This is a genomic window from Blautia schinkii, from assembly GCF_013304825.1.
Classification (GTDB): domain Bacteria; phylum Bacillota; class Clostridia; order Lachnospirales; family Lachnospiraceae; genus Blautia_A; species Blautia_A schinkii_B.
Genome location: NZ_JAAWUO010000013.1, coordinates 76,950 through 93,998, shown reverse-complemented (window position 1 = coordinate 93,998; position 17,049 = coordinate 76,950). Strand labels below are relative to the sequence as shown.

At 42.1% G+C, this 17,049-nt stretch carries 15 protein-coding genes, 2 pseudogenes and 1 riboswitch; of the genes and pseudogenes, 16 read left to right on the top strand and 1 reads right to left on the bottom strand.

The features are described from left to right. Positions 1 to 8 precede the first annotated feature (8 nt). The 12 genes and pseudogenes from asrC to HFM85_RS11095 all read left to right on the top strand — a co-directional run bounded on the left by asrC (position 9) and on the right by HFM85_RS11095 (position 12,728). Positions 9 to 974 carry a sulfite reductase subunit C gene (gene asrC, locus HFM85_RS11150; RefSeq protein WP_173738202.1) on the top strand — a complete coding sequence of 322 codons (966 nt, stop codon included), beginning with the start codon at positions 9 to 11 and terminating at the stop codon, positions 972 to 974. Between the two features lie 318 nt (positions 975 to 1,292). Beyond that, on the top strand, positions 1,293 to 1,763 hold the full coding sequence (locus HFM85_RS11145; RefSeq protein ID WP_173738201.1) for a GNAT family N-acetyltransferase: 471 nt from the start codon (positions 1,293 to 1,295) through the stop codon (positions 1,761 to 1,763). Between the two features lie 368 nt (positions 1,764 to 2,131). Next, the gene (locus tag HFM85_RS11140) at positions 2,132 to 3,487 is read left to right on the top strand and encodes an MATE family efflux transporter (RefSeq protein WP_173738200.1); all 1,356 of its coding nucleotides are present in this window, start codon (positions 2,132 to 2,134) and stop codon (positions 3,485 to 3,487) included. Between the two features lie 144 nt (positions 3,488 to 3,631). After that, a riboswitch (cyclic di-GMP riboswitch) is annotated at positions 3,632 to 3,722 on the top strand. Positions 3,723 to 3,930: 208 nt separating this feature from the next. Beyond that, positions 3,931 to 7,125, top strand: a complete 3,195-nt coding sequence (locus HFM85_RS11135; protein ID WP_173738233.1) for a response regulator — start codon at positions 3,931 to 3,933, stop codon at positions 7,123 to 7,125. A 352-nt stretch (positions 7,126 to 7,477) separates the two neighbouring features. Then, a pseudogene (locus HFM85_RS11130) lies at positions 7,478 to 7,615 on the top strand (arsenate reductase family protein); the annotation flags it as partial. Positions 7,616 to 7,766: 151 nt separating this feature from the next. Further along, positions 7,767 to 7,976: pseudogene (locus HFM85_RS11125) on the top strand (arsenate reductase family protein); the annotation flags it as partial. A 19-nt stretch (positions 7,977 to 7,995) separates the two neighbouring features. Beyond that, positions 7,996 to 8,217, top strand: a complete 222-nt coding sequence (locus tag HFM85_RS11120) for a hypothetical protein (RefSeq protein WP_173738199.1) — start codon at positions 7,996 to 7,998, stop codon at positions 8,215 to 8,217. Between the two features lie 232 nt (positions 8,218 to 8,449). After that, a complete protein-coding gene (locus HFM85_RS11115) occupies positions 8,450 to 8,965 on the top strand; it encodes an O-acetyl-ADP-ribose deacetylase (RefSeq protein WP_173738198.1) in 516 nt (171 codons plus the stop codon). A gap of 78 nt (positions 8,966 to 9,043) precedes the next feature. Then, positions 9,044 to 9,256, top strand: coding sequence for a hypothetical protein (locus HFM85_RS11110; RefSeq protein WP_173738197.1), 213 nt, complete (start codon positions 9,044 to 9,046; stop codon positions 9,254 to 9,256). A 168-nt stretch (positions 9,257 to 9,424) separates the two neighbouring features. Next, positions 9,425 to 10,147 (top strand): AzlC family ABC transporter permease, encoded by a 723-nt coding sequence (locus tag HFM85_RS11105; protein ID WP_173738196.1) that lies wholly within the window; start codon positions 9,425 to 9,427, stop codon positions 10,145 to 10,147. 36 nt (positions 10,148 to 10,183) lie between these two features. Beyond that, positions 10,184 to 10,507 (top strand): branched-chain amino acid transporter permease, encoded by a 324-nt coding sequence (locus HFM85_RS11100; RefSeq protein WP_173738195.1) that lies wholly within the window; start codon positions 10,184 to 10,186, stop codon positions 10,505 to 10,507. 703 nt (positions 10,508 to 11,210) lie between these two features. Beyond that, a complete protein-coding gene (locus HFM85_RS11095) occupies positions 11,211 to 12,728 on the top strand; it encodes a CoA-acylating methylmalonate-semialdehyde dehydrogenase (protein WP_173738194.1) in 1,518 nt (505 codons plus the stop codon). Positions 12,729 to 12,876: 148 nt separating this feature from the next. On the opposite strand, the gene HFM85_RS11090 is transcribed toward HFM85_RS11095, so the two are convergent. Beyond that, positions 12,877 to 13,641 (bottom strand): DeoR/GlpR family DNA-binding transcription regulator, encoded by a 765-nt coding sequence (locus HFM85_RS11090; protein WP_173738193.1) that lies wholly within the window; start codon positions 13,639 to 13,641, stop codon positions 12,877 to 12,879. Positions 13,642 to 14,108: 467 nt separating this feature from the next. Here HFM85_RS11090 and HFM85_RS11085 point away from each other — a divergent pair, with 467 nt between their 5' ends. From HFM85_RS11085 to HFM85_RS11070, 4 genes are read left to right on the top strand one after another with little or no spacing between them, the layout of a single operon-like run. Then, positions 14,109 to 14,525: a Fur family transcriptional regulator gene (locus HFM85_RS11085; protein WP_173738192.1), complete on the top strand. Its 417-nt coding sequence runs from the start codon at positions 14,109 to 14,111 to the stop codon at positions 14,523 to 14,525. Further along, entirely contained in the window at positions 14,525 to 15,475 is a 951-nt protein-coding gene (locus HFM85_RS11080) for a metal ABC transporter substrate-binding protein (RefSeq protein WP_173738191.1), read from the top strand. The genes HFM85_RS11085 and HFM85_RS11080 overlap by 1 nt, the downstream gene beginning before the upstream one ends. A gap of 60 nt (positions 15,476 to 15,535) precedes the next feature. Further along, positions 15,536 to 16,201: a metal ABC transporter ATP-binding protein gene (locus HFM85_RS11075; RefSeq protein ID WP_119240518.1), complete on the top strand. Its 666-nt coding sequence runs from the start codon at positions 15,536 to 15,538 to the stop codon at positions 16,199 to 16,201. Beyond that, positions 16,198 to 16,995, top strand: coding sequence for a metal ABC transporter permease (locus tag HFM85_RS11070; RefSeq protein WP_173738190.1), 798 nt, complete (start codon positions 16,198 to 16,200; stop codon positions 16,993 to 16,995). The genes HFM85_RS11075 and HFM85_RS11070 overlap by 4 nt, the downstream gene beginning before the upstream one ends. Positions 16,996 to 17,049: the final 54 nt, after the last annotated feature.

The window sequence follows — 17,049 nt, the reverse complement described above, 5'->3', positions numbered from 1 at the left end:
AAATTGTAATGGATATCAATACAAAGAAACTGAAGAAAAATGCCTTCCGTGTATCAAAGGTCCGTGGGCTTACGGCTTCCAGAGTGCGTGTTCCGGGAGGGTGCTGTAATGCAGATGTTATGCAGCAGGTGGTGGATATTGCCAGAAAATATGGAAACGGACAGATCCATGTTACCACCCGTCAGGGATTCGAAATTGAAGGAATCCATATGGAAGATATGGATAAAGTTAATGAGATGCTTCAACCGATCATTGATAATCTTCAGATCAATCAAAATGAGGCAGGTACCGGGTATTCAGCATCAGGAACCAGAAATGTCTGTGCATGTATCGGAAACAGAGTCTGTCCTTTTGGAAATTATAATACAGCAGCTTTTGCGAAGAGAATCGAAAAGGCTATATTTCCTAATGATCTTCATTTTAAAATTGCACTTACAGGTTGTGCCAATGACTGTATCAAAGCAAGAATGCACGATTTTGGAATTATTGGTATGACAGAGCCACAATATGACCCTGATCGTTGTGTATCCTGTGGCGCCTGTGTAAAAGGCTGTGATAAGCTTTCGGTGGATGCGTTAAAGATGGATAATTACAGAATCGTGCGCAATGAAGAAAAATGCGTAGGCTGTGGAGTATGTGTGACAAAATGTCCGACCAGAGCATGGACCAGAAGCGAAAAGAAATATTATCGTCTGACACTTATGGGACGAACAGGAAAGAAAAATCCACGCCTGGGAGAAGATTTTTTGATCTGGGCAGATGAAGACACCATCATCAAAGTTATCCTGAACACCTATAAATTTGTAAAAAAATATATTGATCCAAGTGCGCCTGGTGGCAAGGAACATGTGGGATATATTATTGACCGTGTAGGGTTTGCAGAATATAAAAGGTGGGCATTGGATGGTGTAGTGCTTCCGAAGGAAACGATAGTGAAAGATAATATTTACTGGAGCGGAATACATTACAGATAATTATAAATAAGATAATTCCAATATAAGGAATTTTGCAAAAGAAGGTTGAACGGAAAAAAATTGCCTGTCTAAAATGATGCTATTGTTATAAGCTTTCTTAAGTGATATACCGAATATACACAGGGAAAGAAACCATGTGAAATTACAGTTTTGTTTTCACATGGTTTCTTTTATATACAGAGGTTAGTTTACACTAACAGAAGAGGGCGGATTGCTTTTGCAACCGTCGATTTTTCTTTACCAGGAATCCACACGATGGTATTATGGTATGTATAAAGAACCTATAAAATCAGTTGTTGAGAAACAGGGAGGATAAAAATGATCATTAGAAAAGCAGAAGAAAAAGATATTCCGAGAATCCTGGAATTGTTAGGGCAGGTGCTGCAGATTCATGCAGATATAAGGCCTGATATTTTTATTCCAGCCACAACAAAATATAAGACAGACGAATTAGCAGAGCTTCTGAAAAACGAAGAAAAGCCAATATATGTTGCAGCAGATGAGGCTGATGTTTGTGTGGGATATGCATTCTGTCAATTACAGGAGCAGCCTTTTTCAAACAATATGGTGCCGTTTAAGTCTCTTTTTATAGATGATCTGTGTGTCGATCAGGAGGCACGAGGTCAGCATATTGGGGAAAGCCTGTTTGAATATGTAAAAAACGAAGCAAAGCAGCTGGGATGCTATGAAGTAACATTGAATGTATGGGCAGGTAATATTTCAGCAGAAAAATTTTATGAGAAAATGGGAATGCGGACAAAAGAAAGGCAGCTGGAATATATATTATAAGGCGGTTCGCTTGTTCAGGGAAAATTTGTTTCATAAAGTGCGGCATCTGCATAGCACATGAGCTGTGAACGGCTGGATGCAAATGGGATCATGTTAGGGAGAATACTGAAAAAACCTCGCGGTTTTGTAAGGTATATGATATACTGTTCTCTATAAGTAAATAGCTTATAGGAATTCACTGAGGACCTGAGTAGTGCTGCAAAACCGGTCCTGGACAGATGAGAATTTCCTTCCACTCAATGACAGGATGGAGCTGTATTTTGAGGACTTCGATATGGACGGATTGCCTGCGAAAGATGAGTCAGTCAGGCATTTTGTCAGATATGCCACAGGATTATAAATTCTAAGAACTAAGGAAGAACTGTTGTATGTTAAATAAAAAAGATTTCTTGAAATATGCATCAAAATTAGCATTTCCGATCATGATTCAAAATCTGATCGGAACACTGGTAAATGTTGCTGATACCGTAATGCTGGGATATGTAAGCCAGACTGCCATGTCGGCTTCGTCCCTTGCCAACCAGTATACATTTATTCTTTTCTGTTTATATTACGGCATGGCCACAGGTACCTCGGTTTTATGTGCCCAGTACTGGGGAAAGGGGGATAAAAAGACAGTAGAAAAGATTCTCGGCCTGGCAGAGAGAATCTCGCTGATCGTTTCTCTTGTATTTTTCGTTATCTCCTTTTCCATGCCGACTACGATTATGAAGATTTTCACAAACAGTCCGGATACTATTGCTGCCGGCAGTGAATATTTGAAGGTAATCTCATTTTCCTTTATGTTTATGGGATTCTCTCAGGTTTTTATGAGTGCTCTTCGAAGTGTCGGAAAAATAATGATACCTTCTGTTACATACATTGTATCTCTTTGTGTCAATGTGCTTTGTAATGCCTCCTTTATCTTTGGATTGTTTGGACTTCCAAAGCTTGGCGTTACAGGTGTTGCTCTTGGTACTGTTATTGCCAGAATCGCAGAGGTATTGATTTGTCTCATCTATTCATTAAACAGCTCCGATGTCAGATTCCGGATAAAATATTTCTTTGCAAAATCTGGTATTCTGTTTCGGGACTTTATGAAAATTGCCTCTCCGGCTGTAATAAATGATGTTGTCTGGAGCTTTGCCAGCTCAGCATTTGCAGCGATTCTTGGCCACATTGGTGATGATATGGTTGCCGCAAATGCCGTTGCTGTTATGGTGGTAAACATTGGTGCTATCGCCTGTCGCGGCTTTGCCAACGCTACTACCATTATTATCAGCCAGGAGCTTGGTAAAGACCATAAGGATACAGCAAGAGAATATGGGAAACGTATGCTGATAATAACAATTATTGTAAGTCTGATCGGATGTGCCATTATTTTGGCAGTCCGTCCTATGATACTTGATTTCTACCGGGATAAACTGACAGAGACAGCCATTTATTATCTTGGCATTTTTATAGTTATGACCACCTGGCGTCTTGTGGGAGAGGGTATCAATACCTGTCTTATATGCGGCTGTTTCAGAGGCGGTGGTGATTCCAGGTTTGGAATGATCGTGGATTCCATATTTATGTGGCTTGTTGCAGTTCCTCTTACTTTCCTTGCAGCATATGTTTTAAAACTGCCGCCTGTCTGGGTATATTTTATAATGACTCTGGATGAGTTCGAAAAAATGCCTGTGGTATTCATCCACTATTTCAGAAATAAGTGGCTTACGAACATTACCAGAGATTTTGACTGATCATGTGGCTGCAGCTATCAGAACTGTATAGATCAACGGAGACTTACCGGACGATGAGAGAAGAAATACTTGGAATTTTAATAAAATTTAAAGGGATATATTGACGTGGTAAACTTATGGTATTATTCTTATCAAAGAAAATAAAATAATAAAGAGCAAAACGGTTGAAAAGCCGTGACGCAAAGCCAAATGGGACTAAAGTCAGAGAAATTGACCATGTCAGCCGGTTGCCACTGTTTTTATATGAATAAAGATGTGATAAAGAGAAATGCCAGCATTTTTTATGCTATATAAATATGTGATGATTTAGAAAAAACATAGCAAGGGCACCTGCAGACTTATCTGACAGGTGCCTTTTTTTCGTGGCTGGAATTAATGAAAAGCAGAATGGATCAGGATAGCAATAGCATAAGATGGGGGAGAATTTCTAAGAAATGAGTTGTATAAGGAACTATGAAGATAAAATATATTCTTCAAACATGACAGCACTTGGAGATAATGTATTTGAGGCACTTCAGAAAACAATAGTAAATAATGGTGGAGTAGGCACGATCACGGGCTATTTTGATTCAGAGCTGACTATTTTGTCAGTAAGTGAACTGTTGTTATATAATATTGGTTATACATATGAGTCTTTTATGAAGCAGACAAAAGGTTCCCTTAAGAATCTTTTTTACGGTGAAAATGTCAGCTTTCTGGATGAAGAACGTTTCCCCTTTATCAAAGGGAGAGGAGAAGGGCGGATTCTTACAGCAGACGGATCTCCGATCAATGTGTATCTTTATAAGGAGAATACAACAGATAAGAATGGTCAGGAAATCTGGGCGATGTCTGTACAGGTTAACTGGGAATATGAGAATCTGACCCTGATAAACGGAGCAATCTGTTCCGGACACTGGTATTTTGATTGTGACGAAAACGGCAAAATCGTTGATGTAAGCTGGAGTCATGCTTTTCGAAGAATGCTGGGCTATCAAGATATTCTGGATTTTCCGAATAAACTTGATTCCTGGTCAGAGCTTTTGCACCCGCAGGATAAAGAAAGGGTGATGAATCAGCTTTATTCAGCGATTGCAGATAGGACCAATCAGATAAAATATAATGTAGAATACCGTCTCAGAATGAAGGATAACAGATATCAGTGGTTTCGTGCATCAGCAGAAGTGATACGCCGCGTGGATGGTACGGCCAACAGGATTGCGGGAATTTTTGTTAATATCGATACAGAGAAAAAAAGAATTATACAGGAACAGAAGTTAGCTGCCCTTCACCGTGCTTTTACAAAGTCGAATTTATGCGAATATTATGTAAATCTGGAAAAAAATTCTTTTGATACCTTTAAGGTGGAAGCTTCTTTGATGACTGCATTTGAAAAAAGCCATACCTGGGATGAACTTATCAGTCATTTTGTAGAATATTATGTTATAGATGAGAACAAAAAGGCAGTAACAGATTTCTATAATCGTTCTTATATCGCAGAAAAATTAAAGGGTCTGGAGACGGAGCTGAGTTTGGAATGCCGTATCATACTGAACGGAAAAGAACGCTGGGTACGCAATGTGATCATGCGTGGTGAAATAGAAGATTCTGAATATGCCATGATTTTCCTCAGAGATATTACAGAGGCAAAGGAAGAAAATATAAAGCTGCAAAAAATGGCTTCTGATAATGCTAACAAGGAACAGCTGATCCAGAGTATGGTGCGTCTGGTTGACCGTTTTGCTGTCTGTGATCTGAAAAATGACAGGTACAGATTTTATAATCTGAAGGGGCAGATGATCTATAAACCGCTGGGCAGATACAGTGAGTTTCAGGAGCAGCTTCTTGTAAATTATAAAACTATGAAACCACTGGAACCAATGGATATGCTGCTTTCACCGGAAAATATCTGTAAAAATCTGACCGGAGAAAATGATATTTATAAATTTGAATATTGTTCCCGAAATGAAGATGTTTATAAAATCGCTTCCTTTATCCCATTGGAATGGGAGGCTGAAAAGCCGGTAAAGGTATTGTGGGTTTCCATGGATGTATCTCAGGAGAAAAAGGCAGAGATTGAATCTCACAAAGCTCTGAAGGATGCATACAAGGCAGCAGAAAATGCCAGCCGTGCGAAGTCAGAGTTCCTTTCTAATATGTCTCATGATATCCGGACTCCGATGAATGCCATTGTCGGACTGACTGCGATCGCAGGTGCGAATATTGATAATAAGGCCAGAGTGATGGAATGTCTGTGTAAGATCACGAAATCAAGCCGCCATTTGCTGGGGCTGGTAAATGAAGTACTGGATATGGCACGCATTGAAAGCGGAAGGATGTCACTGTCAGAGGAAGATTTCAGTCTGCCTGAACTGGTAGATAATCTTGTTACACTTACAAAACCGAGTATAGACGAGCATAAGCATGCTCTGGAAGTGCATGTCAGACACATTGAACATGAGGCTGTTTGCGGTGACAGTCTGAAAATCCAGCAGCTGTTTGTAAACCTGTTGAGTAATGCTATCAAATATACTCCGGATGGAGGAAATATTACGTTTTCCATTGAGGAAATACCAAATGGATTTTCGGAGCTTGGCTGTTATGAGTTTATCATCGAGGATAACGGGATCGGTATGTCACCTGAATTTCAGAAGATCATGTTTGAGCCCTTCAGCCGTGCAGACGATCAGAGAACTACCAGGATTCAGGGAACAGGTCTTGGTATGGCAATTACCAGAAATATTGTGAATCTGATGAATGGCAGCATCAAGGTTGACAGTGCACTGAACCGGGGAACAAAGATAACAGTAACTATTTTTCTGAAGCTTCAGGAAAGTGAAAAAGAGCAGGAAAAGGAACTGGCCGAACTTCCGGTTCTGGTTGTGGATGATGATAAAATCTGTTGTGAAAGTACAGTGGCAACTTTGAGTGAAATAGGAATTGCCGGTGAATGGGTGCTTTCCGGGAAAGAAGCGGTACAAAGATGTTATGAGCACCACGAAAAAAAAGAAGATTATTTTGCCATAATCCTGGACTGGAAGATGCCGGAGATGGATGGAATTGAAACCGCCCGCCAGATCAGAAAACGTATTGGAAGTGATATTACGATCATTCTCCTGTCTTCTTTTGAATTCAGTGAGATTGAGGAGGAGGCAAAGGCAGCAGGTGTAGATGCTTTTATAGCAAAACCGCTGTTTCGATCCAGGCTGACTGCTACACTGAGACGATTTGTTTCAGAAAAAAAAGAAAAGACAGCAAGGGATTATCTGGAAAGCGCAGATTACAGCGGAAAACGAATTTTACTGGTGGAAGATAATGAATTAAACAGAGAAATTACTTCTGAGATTCTGCAGATGACAGGTGTTGAAGTCGAATATGCCGAAAATGGAAAGATCGCAGTGGAAAAGGTTCTGAATGCTCCTGCAAACAGGTATGATCTTGCATTTATGGATATTCAGATGCCCGTTATGAACGGCTATGAGGCAACAGCTGCTATCCGTGGGTTATCGGGTGAACGAGGACAGCTGCCGATTGTTGCCATGACTGCAAACGCCTTTGCTGAAGATGTACAGATGGCAAAAAATGCAGGAATGAATGGGCATATCGCGAAACCACTGGATGTAAAGAAGCTGAGCGAAATTTTGAAAAAATGGCTGTAAATTATTATATAAAATATCGGAGCTGCTGACAGGCAGAAAACGAAATAAAGTACTTGATTTTGATAGCGTGCTTGCTACCGATGACGGAATTGCAGTCATTGCGGTTAAATATGCAAAGCATGATTTCTGTGCATCGCGAAGCGCGTTGCTGGTCACGGAGTGAATAGTAACTGTTGTTGAGAAAACAGGAAAAAGAGTTTCACAGTTCTGATGGAACAGCATACGTGCATGTGGTACAATAAAAATAAAGACGAACAGTTTTGTCAGATGAATACAGATAAGTGTATAACAAAGAGGTTATGAACAGGATATAGATGCTTATTTTGCTGTAGGAAGGTGGGATTATAGTTGTATGAACATACAGATTTTTGGAACAAAGAAGAGTTTTGACAGTAAGAAAGCAGAACGTTATTTCAAGGAACGGGGAATTAAATATCAGTTTGTGGATATGAAGGAAAAAGGCCTGAGCAAAGGTGAATTTAACCGAATCAAGTAAGTCCCTGCTTCAATTGCGAGGAGCAATAAGCAGTGGGTGGGACTTACTTGTATCAGGAGGGGTACAAGCCCCTCCTGATAAACTGCGGAGCAGTTATTCGGTTATGAGCAAGTAGCGAAAGCGGATTGCGAATATCCGATTGACTTCTGTATGCCAGGCTGTGGGCGGTTATGAGAAACTGATCGATGAGAACTGCAAGGATAAAGATCTGCTGGCACTGATCAAATATATTGCAGAGGAAGACCGTGCAGAAAAAATTCTTGAAAATCAGAAAGTGCTGAAACTTCCCATCGTCAGAAACGGAAAACAGGCCACGGTGGGATATCAGCCGGATGTATGGAAAAACTGGAAGTAAGGAAAGCGAGGAAAAGAAAATGAGTAAAATCGTAAATATTACATCAAAAGAGGATAAAGAGCAGAAGCTGCAGGATATTGCAAATTCCCTGCAGGAATTGAAAGAAGTTATGGCAGAGGTGATCGAGGCCTACGAAGAAGAAAATGCAGATAACAGAAAAATGGATACACTGACAGAAGCACTGGATGCGTTGGAGGATGCTTACGATGCAGTTAGTGATGTGATGCTGGACGAGCTGTAAAGAAACAGAGAGAAGATATAAGCTGCAGAGCGGTTATCCGGTGTGCTTTGTGGTGTATGGAAGTAATAAGCTGGAAGAGCGTATGCAGCTACGGCTGGAAGTGATAAAAAGTTTGCGGAGGAAAGTTCCGGGACAGAATTTGCTGCCGCAGAAATCCTGCAAAGAGTGTCATGATGGAATGTCTGGTTGACCAATAGAAAAGATGTTGGAATGATTTTCAGGAGGTAAGAACATGGGAGCTTTGATCGAGACAGTAATGGGCGATATTACAAAGGTTACAGATGTTGAAGCGATTGTTAATGCTGCGAACAACAGTCTTCTTGGCGGAGGTGGTGTAGACGGCGCAATTCACCATGCAGCAGGACCGGAATTGCTGAAAGAGTGTGCAGGCCTGCATGGATGTAAAACAGGTCAGGCGAAGCTTACAGGGGCTTACAGGCTGCCATGTAAATACGTGATCCATACAGTGGGGCCAATCTGGCATGGAGGAGACAGTGGAGAACCGGAAGATTTGAGAAATGCCTATCATAATTCTCTACAGGTGGCATCAGATCATGGAATCCGCAGGATCGCATTTCCGTCCATATCCACAGGAGTATATCACTATCCTTTAGAAAAAGCAGCCCGTATTGCTGTAAAAACAGTAAAAGAATTCTGTGAAGCAAATCCCGGCCAGTTTGATGTTGTACGATTTGTTCTGTTCAATGAGAGAACGTTGAAAGCATATGAGGATGTTTTATCTGCCTGATGAAAGCTTGTCTGAATACAAATGAATGTCTTACTGAAAATGTTTTGCTGAAGTGGACAGGATGGAGGAACTTTAATAGTGAAATGTAAAGTGCTGAGGATAGAAGAAGATATCGATTTTGGCTGTGAAGAACGGCAGCCAGGGGCAGAACTTATGTCGGTAGTTCTTCTGGAAAATGAGGATGGACAGGAGATCAGTCTGCGGCACAACGACAGGCTGCTGTATGAGGGAGATATTAATGAAGGTGATACGGTCATGCTGGATGAGAACCGTGAATTAAAAAAAGTGTAATTGTAATATCTGACCGCTATGTGTTTCACGTGAAACATATGGCGGCTTTTATATACGCTTTTATAGTGAAAACGATTGCAAAAAAAGCTCAGTACACATTCTTGACAGTCACAGACAGAAAAAGTAAAGTATAACGTGAAAATAAAAGAAAGGAAATCCATCTGAGGTATGAAGAAAAAAGCATTTAAAGCAGCTTTGCCATACACTCTGCCTATTTGTGTGGGGTTTCTGTTTCTGGGCATGTCCTATGGTTTTATGATGCGAAGCAAGGGCTTTTCTTTTGTATATCCGTTGTGCATGAGCTTTTTTATTTACGCAGGATCTATGGAGTTTGTTACGGCGAATCTACTTTTATCAGCGTTTAATCCGGTATATGCGTTCTTTCTTACGTTAATGGTAAATGCGAGACATCTGTTCTATGGTATTTCCATGCTGGAAAAGTACAAAAATACAGGCTGGAAGAAGTTTTATCTTATCTTTGGCATGTGTGATGAGTCATTTACTGTTAACTGTACTGTAGACCCGCCGGAAGATGTGGACAGAGGCTGGTTTATGTTTTTTGTTAATGCACTGAATCAGTTTTACTGGGTGACTGGAGCGACAGCAGGGGCACTTCTGGGGTATGTGATCCATTTCAATACAACTGGTATTGAATTCGTTATGACTGCATTGTTTGTGGTTATGTTCATCAATCAATGGGAAGAAGCAAAGGATCATAAGTCGGCACTGGTAGGAGTGGCATGCTCGGTGATATGCCTGATGATTTTCGGAAGTGATAATTTTATACTTCCGGCTATGGCATCTATTATTCTGTGTTTTGTGGGAATGAAAAAACATGATGAGAATAAAAGAAAAGAGAGACTGGGAAAGGCTGAGAAGACGATATCATAGCAATAAAGCAGACTGCATGACGAAAGGAAATATAAAATGACAATAACACAACAGATTGTAACTATCGCAGTGGTCGTTCTGGGTACGATGACAACACGTTTTCTGCCGTTTCTTATCTTTCCGGAAGGAAAAGAACCGCCTGCAGTGATCACATATCTCGGCACTGTGTTGCCGTATGCAGTGATCGGACTGCTGGTAGTGTACTGTATGAAGGATGTTCCGGGAAGCGGCCATTATGGTGTTCCGGAGCTGATCACAATTGTATTTATTGCAATACTGCATAAGTGGAAGAGGAGTACGCTGCTTAGTATTGGGGGTGGAACTGTGCTGTATATGCTGCTTGTACAGATGGTATTTTAACCGAATCAAGTAAGTCCCCTGCTTCAATTGCGAGGAGCAATAAGCAGTGGGTGGAGACTTACCTTTATCGGGATAAGCAAGCAGTGGATGTGGATGATTTTATCGGATGCCTGACAGAAATCAATCAATAGTCTTTTGCCTGACTGTGAAAAACAGTCAGCAGAGGACTTTTTTTATGCGTTAAGTGCATTTCGGCATAAATTCTATGGGAAAACAATGATGTCCGTAATATACGCACAAATGTATTTCTTTCTTGCTGCAAAAATATTGAAATATAAGGGGTGAAATCTCAAAAATGGATGTATCTCGGGAGCTTATGGGAGTAATTCTTATAGTTTATAGTCCCTCTTTTATATATTCTCTCTATGAATCAGCCGGTTTTTCTGCCTTAATCTGTGATTGTCTGTTATGGAAATAACGAAAATGAGTATCTTTTGAGCTGATATTGAATGAAAAACAACAACATAATATGCGAAATTTTAAACAAAAATCAGCTAATACAAGACTTCCTAATGTAAATTAAAAAAGGATAGAAAGTGTGAATAAATTAACATGTATTTTTAAACAACATACTCAAGATATAACCATGACATATTGACAAAAATTAAAATAAATGATAATATGTGACCATAACAAAGAAAAACGACACAATATAAATATAACCATGAAACAAAATCAAAAAATGAAAGGGGTATTGTTAAAAATGGCTGAAATTAAAAAAATGGGTTACTGTGTAAACGGTGAGTGGAAAGAGTCCAAAGCAGAGAAATATATGGATGTAACAGATTCCAGTACAGGCGAGGTGATTGCACAGGTTCCCTGCTGTACACCAGATGAGGTGGAGGAGGCGATTGCATCTGCACAGGCTGCATATCCGGAATGGTCAGCACTTTCACTGGCTAAGAGACAGCAGTACATGTTTAAATGGAGAGATATCCTTTATGCACATAAAGAAGAGCTTTCCGTGCTTTGTGCGAAAGAACTCGGAAAGAATATTAAAGAAGCAAGAGGAGATGTTCAGAAAGCGATCGAGCCTACAGAAGAGGCCTGTGCACTTCCGACCATGATCCAGGGTGATGCTGCAATGCAGGTAACAACAGGCTATGATACAGCTACATATCGTAAACCACTTGGAGTAACTGCTGGTATTGTTCCGATGAACTTCCCTGCAATGATCCCCTGGGGCTGGATGGTTCCGCTTTCCATCGCATGCGGAAATACAGTCGTACTGAAAGCGAGCTCCCAGACACCGCTTACATCTATGAGAATCATGGAGCTCTTTTACAAAGAAGGTGGATTCCCGAAGGGAGTTGTAAACCTTGTAACCTGCAGCCGTGTAGAGGCCGATATCCTTCTTACAGATGAGAGGGTAAAAGCTGTCACATTCGTAGGAACAACAGGTGTTGGTAAACAGGTATATTCCAAAGCAGCAGCTCATGGTAAACGTGTTCAGGCTCAGTGTGAAGCTAAGAACCATGCACTTGTTCTTGAGGACTGTAACCTTGAGGCAACTGTAAATGCTATCATCAACTCTACATATGGATGTGCCGGTATGAGATGTATGGCTCTTCCGGTTGTATGCGTACAGGAGAGTATCGCAGACGAGTTCGTTGCACTTCTTAAGAAGAAAGCAGAAGCTATGAAACTTGGATGTGCTTACGATGAAGATACAGACCTTGGCCCGGTTGTAAACGCCGGACATAAAGAGAAAATCTGCAGCTGGATCCAGAAAGGTATTGATGAGGGTGCAGAGCTTGTTCTTGACGGACGTAATGTAGTAGTTCCGGGATATGAGAACGGATTCTTTGTAGGGCCGACAATCCTTGATCATGTAACATCGGAAATGACAGTAGGAAACCGAGAGATCTTCGGACCTGTTACATGTATCAAACGTGTGAAAGATTATGAAGAGGGAATCAGGGTCATGAATGCTAACCCGTTTGCAAATGGTTCCTGTATCTTTACACAGAGCGGATACTACAGCCGTAAATTTGCTATGGAAACAGACGGCGGTATGGTAGGAATCAACGTTGGTATTCCGGTTCCGACAGCATACTTCCCATTCTCCGGAAATAAAGATTCTTTCTTCGGTGATCTTCATGTTCTCGGAAGAGATGGATATCGTTTCTTCACAAGAGCAAAAACAGTTACAACTCACTGGTTCGACGAGGCTGCCGGAAAGAGAAAAGTCGGCACATGGGAAGGAAGTACTGAGGCATAATACAGACCTCGTGAATAAATCTATGTTAATACAGAGCGGATTATAAAGATCCGCTCACAAGATAAAATCCTCTGATGAAATAAGCATATTCAAAAATAATGCACCTGCTGAATTCTTGGCAGGTGCATTATTTTTTGATAAAAGCTGATCAGTCGATAGTCATAACCCGGATTCCGTGATCCTGACAGAAGCTGTCGTATTCTTCGGGCAGGGTCTGGTCTGTAACAATACCATCCAGTTTTTCCATTGGAGAGTAAGTCATAAGTGAGATCCGGCCGAATTTGGAATGGTCGGCAAGAAGGATCAGGCTGTTGGCATTCTCTGCAATGGCTTTCTTGGTGATGTATTCTTCTGCACTGGCATTGGTGAGACCGCTCTTTATAGTAACGCCTGTACAGGCCATAAATGCCATGGAAATGTTGTAAGTCTTCAGATAATCATTGATATCCGGGCCTGTGAAGGACAGAGTTTTACGATTCAGTCTTCCGGGAACGGAGATGATATCCAGGTTAGGATAAGATGCTGCTTTGTTGAAGATAAGAAGACTGTTTGTAAGGATGGTGCAATGTTTGTCTGCAATATAATCGACCAGGTTCAGGCAGGTTGTGCCGGTATCAATATAGATGGTGTCGTCTTCAGCCACAAGCTCTGCGGCGCGGCGGCAGATTTCTTTCTTTTCTTCAGGGAAACGGCCGCCCCGTTCTTCGTAGGACAGAAGAGGAAGTGTCTGAGGGGTCTCAAGTGCGGCAACACCGCCGTATACCTTCATAATACTGCCACGTTTCAGAAGGATATCGACATCTCTTCTGATGGTGTTTTTTGATACGTTGAATGTTTCACATAATGTATCAAGAGAAGCGTTCTTGTGTTCCAACACATATTCTTCGATCATATCAAGTCGCTGTGATTTCATAGAGGTCTGCCTTCTTTCTGTTGGTTAAGTCTTGGTTATATTTTATCATAAAAAAAGGTGGAGATAAAGTGCTTTTATGCGAACATACCAGTTTTTTTGACTGCGAAATGAAGAATCAGAAAATCAGTGACATATGTTACGAAAAAACGGCTTGACGAAAAATTTTTTTGAATGTAATATGAAAACGGTTTTCAAATTCAAATTTTAACCGAATCAAGTAAGTCCCCTGCTTCAATTGCGAGGAGCAATAAGCAGTGGGTGGGACTTACTTGTATCAGGAGGGGTACAAGCCCCTCCTGATAAACTGCGGAGCAGTTATTCGGTTATGAGCAAGTAGCGAAAGCGGATTGCGAATATCCGATTGACGATTGAGTGATTATAGTACTCCCGGAAATTACTGCATCAGGTTCAGCTGTGCAGAACATGAATTGTCGGAATTGCTATAGTTGAAAGAGAGTGGCAGATATATGGAAGAAAAAATTAAATACAGTACCAGGCAGCAGAAATTGATTCTGGAATGTCTGCAGGAGCATGGAGATATTTTTTATACGATTGATCAGTTTATGGATATTCTTCGCGGAAAGGATATCCATATAGGAAGGACGACGGTGTACAGGGGGCTTGAGCGGCTGCAGAAAGAAGGTGCGGTGCTGAAGGTTCCGTCTGTGGAAGGAGCAGCGGCTCAGTACCGTTTTGTCCGGGACGAAGAGCGGAAAAATTATGGAAAGCTTGTGTGCCTGGAATGCGGACATACGATTCCGCTGCAGTGCGGCTGTATTGATCATTTCGTTGGGCATGTGCTGGATGAGCATGGGTTTGAAATCGATCAGAGCCGGACGGTATTTTATGGATATTGTGATGGATGCCGGAGGAAGAGAAGATAATGAGTTCTAACAAAAATAAGATCGGGGCGGCAGCAGTTCTGGCAGCAACGATCCTTATCGTTGGCAGTGTGGTTGGATATGGACTGCACAGAGCCGGAACTGTGGGGAAGCCTTTTTCGGATGACGGGCAGATTAAGGTTATGGCGAGTTTTTATCCCATGTACGACTTCGCGCAGAAAGTTGGCGGAGATAAGGTTGAGGTGAAAGACATGGTTCCGGCGGGAACGGAGCCTCATGACTGGGAACCTGCAGCTACGGATATCCGTAATCTTGAGGATGCGGATGTTTTTGTATATAACGGTGCAGATCTGGAGCACTGGGCTGAGGATGTGCTGGCCACGCTGGAGAATCAGGATCTGATCGCAGCTGAGGCATCGGATGGTGTGGAACTTCTGGATGGTGAGGGGGATCATGCTCATGGAGATAACGGGAAAGATCCTCATGTCTGGCTGGATCCTCTGAGGGCAAAGCAGGAGATGAAAAATATTCGAGATGCTTTTTGCCAGGCAGATCCGGAGAACCGGGATTATTATGAAGCAAACTACGAGAAGTATGCGGGGGAGTTTGATGAATTGGATCAGGAATTCCGGGAAGGGCTGGCAGATATAAAGAGCAGGGATATCATTGTGGCTCATGAAGCTTTCGGGTATCTGTGTAATGCTTATGATCTGAAGCAGCTGGCCATTGAAGGTTTGACACCGGATTCGGAACCGGATCCTGCGAAGATGCAGGAAGTGATTGAATATGCGAAAGAGTTTGATATCCATACCATTTTCTTTGAGGAGCTGGCAAGCCCCAAGGTGGCGAAAACGGTGGCAAAGGAAGTGGATGCGGTTACGGCTGTGCTGAATCCTATTGAGGGATTAAGTGAGGAGGATATTCAGGACGGAGAGGATTATTTTTCTGTGATGAGAAAGAATCTGGCAGCATTGAAGATGGCGTTAAACTAAGGGATTGATGGTCATGGCTGAACAGCTGTGCTGCATGGCATGAAATAGAAAGCAGGTGAGATGATGGGAATTTCAATAGAGAATCTTTCGTTTCATTATACTGGGACGCCTGTGCTGGATCAGGTGAATCTGGAGGTGAAGGATGGCGATTATGCGATTCTTACCGGTGAGAACGGAAGTGGAAAAAGTACATTTCTGAAGCTTCTTCTTGGTGAGCTGAAAGCTCAGGAGGGAAGTATTAAAGTAAATGGAAAAGATATCTCCGCAACATTCGGAAAGGGAGATCTGGGATATGTTCCGCAAAACAGTATCAGCAGGAACCAGAATTTTCCGGCTACTGTGGAGGAGATTATGATGACGGGAATCTATTCCTCATCATGGAGGGCGCGTTTTCGGGCGAAAAAGGAGATCCCCCGGCTGAAAGCTGTTCTTGCGGAAATGGAGATGGAAGAATACTGGAAAAGGCGGATCGGTGAGCTTTCCGGCGGGCAGCAGCAGAGAGTCATGCTGGCACGTGCACTGGTGGGAAATCCGAAAATCCTGATCCTGGATGAGCCGACAACGGGAATGGATACAGTTTCTGTGAAAACACTTGCCCGGGTTTTGAAGAAGCGTAATGAAGAACAGGGGCTTACGATCCTTATGGTGACACATGGAAACTCCAGTGAATTTAAAGGAGCCAACCGTTTTTTCAGAGCAGAAGAAGGGAGAATTGACGAGGTATGAGTATTTTACAATATGGATTTATGCAGAGGGCTTTTCTCGTGGGAATCCTTCTGGCTGTGATCACTCCCTGTATCGGAATAACGATCGTACTGAAGAGAATGTCCATGATCGGAGATGCACTTTCCCATTCGTCCCTGGCAGGAGTGGTGCTGGGACTGATCCTTGGGATAAATCCTGTGGCTGGTGCTGTGGTAATGTGTATTGTTGCGGCACTTGGGATTGAAGCCATCCGGAAAAAAATCCCGCGGTATTCGGAGGTGGCGATCTCGATCGTTATGTCTGCCGGGATCGGACTGGCAGGTGTTTTGTCCGGATTCGTGGAAAACGGTGCCAGTCTGAACAGCTTCTTATTCGGAAGTATTGTGTCTATCAGTGAGGGAGAGCTTGCACTGGTAGTTGTGATCAGTGTACTGGTTCTGGCTGCGGTACTGTTTTTTTACAGGGAGCTTTTTTATATTGGGTTTGATGAGAATGCAGCAAGGATCTCAGGGGTTTCTGTGCGGAATATTAATTTTATGTTTACGATCCTGACTGCGTTGACTGTCTCTGTTGCATCCCGTACAGTGGGAACGCTGATCGTTTCTTCCATGCTGGTCGTGCCGGTGGCCTGCGGCATGCAGATGGCAAAAAGCTATAAGGGGACACTGATCTGTGCGGTTCTTGTAGCTGTCTGCACTACCATTGCGGGACTTTTTCTTTCCTATTATGCCGGGCTGAAGCCGGGTGGAATGATCGTACTTCTTGAGGTTGCATGGTTTGTAATTGTGATGTCCGTGAAAAGTTTTAACAAATAAAACACATTTTTCCCACAAAGTAAACACAATTGGATCATATACTTTGAAGCATCA